This is a genomic window from Paenibacillus sp. UNC499MF (assembly GCF_900107975.1).
GTDB lineage: Bacteria > Bacillota > Bacilli > Paenibacillales > NBRC-103111 > Paenibacillus_F.
Genome location: NZ_FNVF01000033.1, coordinates 1 through 3,246 on the forward strand (window position 1 = coordinate 1; position 3,246 = coordinate 3,246).

The 3,246-nt window shown below is 40.1% G+C and carries 4 protein-coding genes; 1 reads left to right on the forward strand and 3 read right to left on the reverse strand.

What is annotated here, in order from left to right; genetic code table 11:
- Positions 1-194: hypothetical protein (locus C4S74_RS26875; protein ID WP_219819080.1), on the forward strand; the 194-nt coding region annotated here is incomplete at its 5' end.
- A 157-nt stretch (positions 195-351) separates the two neighbouring features.
- Here C4S74_RS26875 and C4S74_RS26130 read toward each other — a convergent pair.
- The 3 genes from C4S74_RS26130 to C4S74_RS26140 form a co-directional block, all read right to left on the reverse strand.
- Positions 352-765 (reverse strand): nuclear transport factor 2 family protein, encoded by a 414-nt coding sequence (locus C4S74_RS26130; protein ID WP_103998202.1) that lies wholly within the window; start codon positions 763-765, stop codon positions 352-354.
- Between the two features lie 306 nt (positions 766-1,071).
- Positions 1,072-2,691, reverse strand: coding sequence for a M56 family metallopeptidase (locus tag C4S74_RS26135; protein ID WP_103998203.1), 1,620 nt, complete (start codon positions 2,689-2,691; stop codon positions 1,072-1,074).
- 2 nt (positions 2,692-2,693) lie between these two features.
- Complete coding sequence (locus C4S74_RS26140; RefSeq protein WP_181024555.1) at positions 2,694-3,098, reverse strand: BlaI/MecI/CopY family transcriptional regulator; 405 nt, start codon at positions 3,096-3,098, stop codon at positions 2,694-2,696.
- Positions 3,099-3,246: the final 148 nt, after the last annotated feature.

Genomic DNA, 3,246 nt, shown 5'->3' on the forward strand with positions numbered 1-3,246 from the left:
CAAGAACTTATATCGTTAAAACGAAAAAAGCCGCTGCTACGCGACTTTTAAGCATATATGTTCTTGTCATCCGACAGCTGCCACCGCATTGTCAAGAACATATATCGATTGTATATCGATCGCCCGGAGTTCTCTGCGAACAACTGGCGCCACTTTTTTTGCGGGCTTATCACGGAATGAATGTATTAAACTAAACTGCCCTTTAGTTCAACAGCAAGCTGCCAAACGTGCGGCAGACCAAGACTGAAAATAAAGTCTTAGACGCCGCTGTTATCATTCAAAACGTTCTTCGTTAGCGTAACGGCATACTCAATTCGATATGTTACCTGCCAATATTATTGCACTAACATATTAACAGTCTCTTAAATCAAAAGCTTCTTCTAGTGCAGCGGTATCTTCGAAGATTTGAAAAAACCTTATCTTCTCCTGTTCTACTTCGCAAATAATTGCCCAATCACTCTCGAACACTTTCCCGGTTACATTGACCTTGATGCGGAAATTCCCCCATGCACACGCTGCTTCCTGATTACCGATGAGTTTGTGAAGGACAAACCTCTCTATGTGTTCTGCTTCTTCTAATAAGTTTAAATAATTTCTAACACCTTCTTTTCCATGAAATGTGCCGTATAAAGGAATTTTATTAGAGGGCTCTTTTTTAAGAATAATAAATTTCGCTTCATCATGAACCAATTCGATCACTTTATCATTCTGTTTGCTTCCTAATGCTTGAAAATAACTTGTTAACACTTGTTGGGCACTTTGCATTTTCAACTAATCTCCCTTCGAATGGGCGGAATAAGCTTTGCACAATCCAATAATAACATATTTATCTACCATGCCGATCGCGAACCCTCCGAGCGCCAAACAAAAAATCCGTTTGTCCATGGAATCCCTCGAATTAATACCATTTCTTGATTTTATGAATATGTAAGTTACATAGTATTTTATACATATGTCCATATGTGAAAATTTATCTTATTTCCAGATCACGGTGTACACTTTCGCGACATACATTTGTTCTTTTCCCCCTACAAAAAAAGAAGCACATTTTCGTGTGCTTCTTTTTTATCTTTAAGGGTTAACATTCAAGATAGCTCCAGTGTATTGGTCAAAAGATATACGAAAAGGGTCACCAGTAAGATTACCTTCAGAAGAAGGAATAATATCAAATATAATATACGAATCATTGTGAGGATGTGTTGTTGTGATTTGGACTTCTTGAACACTAACGTCAAGGAATGGTTGTGCCAATTGAATCGCTTTCTCTTTAATTAGGTCTATTGAAATCAATTGTTCTTTTTTCGTTTCATTTCTATTTTTTTTATCTTTCCATGCCTTCATATCATTGATACCGATTATTTTTTTATTTGGACCAATCCATACACGCATACTGTCGTCTGTGGTTACATAAGATGCAGTGGCTACTTCTCTCTCATCTGGTATAAGTGAAAATCCAGTCAAGTTAAAATACTTCTGCAATACCTGATTAGCTTCTTCCGCAGTTTTAGCTGTCGGGTTTTGGCCGCCTCCAGGCTGGGATAGCTTTACCACTTCCACTGTTTCTTTTAATTTGGTTGGGGTCGCTTGAGCATTTACCAATGAGAATGAGCAGACAGTTATTAGCGTTGCTACTCCTAATACAGATAAGCGAAAAGAATTTTTCTTAAACTGTTTAATCATGAGTATTCTCCTCTTTAGGTGCTTGTAATTGCCCGATAATCCGACCAATCCTGGATATCTCCGGGCTCCTGCATAATGCTCCAGTAAATTAATGATTGTCTGGCCGTACGCTGCTTTGTGCTCAGCTTGGATGTGGGACAAGGCTAATGCATCACAGGCTACCTCTTGGTCTGCCCGCATTCGTGCGTAGACAACCCATATAATCGGATTAAACCAATGTAAAATAACCAGAACATGCATAAGCCAATTCATCGCAACATCCCTACGCTTGATATGTGCCAGTTCATGATGGAAAATATAACGGAATTGATCGGCATCCATCGAACGAATCAACGAACGGGATAATAAAATCCTTGGTTTCATAAACCCATAAACCGCAGGACTCGGCACAGCATCTGTTTCAGTTAGAAGAATCGGTTGTTTGACCGACATCTGGCGCTTGCATTGCTCAAATACTTGTAATACCGCCGGATTGGTTACGTTGGGCTGTTTTTTGATTCGTCTATACACGTTGATATTAGCTATAAGGGTTACAAGACTCAAGACTATGACCCCTAGCAACCAACCAAACAACAGAATGTCTCGCTGCGTTATTGTGGACAGTAGATCCACAAACGATTGCTTTGCATGGACTTGTTTCTCAGGAAAGTTCGCAGTGGAATGAACGTCGGATGGACCTTGGAGTGTCCATTCGCTCGGAGAATTCACCTTATTTTTCAACTGTCGTTCATAACGATTGGATATATCATCGAGCGATCCTAAAAGGGATTCATTAGACAGCTGCTGCTTAATTGGCAATAGATTGTATACGCTGTACGAGCTCTCCGGTGCCCAAGGTAATAAGAGCCGGATGACAACAGGCAACCATAGAAGATAGTGCCACTTCGGCTGCAACTTGTTTCTGAGCATCCATTTGATCAGGATAATGAGAACAACCAGCACACTTGCCATCAGCGAAGCTCTGATCACCCAGTCGAAAAAAATCTGCATATACATCTGCACATATGTCATGGCTATATGTCCGTCTTCGATTTGTCAGCATCATTCTTGTTTTCATCGAATAATTGTTTCAGCTCATTGATTTCCTGTTCCGTCAGTTTTTTCTCCTGCAGGAAATTCGCAAGCATCGGTTTAATGGCTCCACCGTACAATTTTTGCAAAAAAGTCTTGGTTTCACTTTGCAAATACTCTTTTTCTGAAACCAATGGATAAAACATTTGGGCTCGTCGCGATTCCTCCTTGTTGATTCCAACCGCTTCTTTCTGCACCAGGCGGGTAAGCAGTGTACGAATCGTCTTCGGACTCCAGTCCATTGTTACCGTTAGTTCTTTAACAATTTCGCTGGATGGACATTCCTCCCTCGCCCAGAGGATTTTCATAACTTCCCATTCTGCATCTGTGATTTGTGGTAATTTCATGCTCAAAACCTCCTGTTACATGTAAAAGGATTACAAATGTAGGTCTACAATTCATATACTACACGTGTAGTCCTATGATGTCAACAAACGTCTCGTTTCATTTACTTTAGTGGTTAACATATATGTTCTATACGGCAAACGATATAAG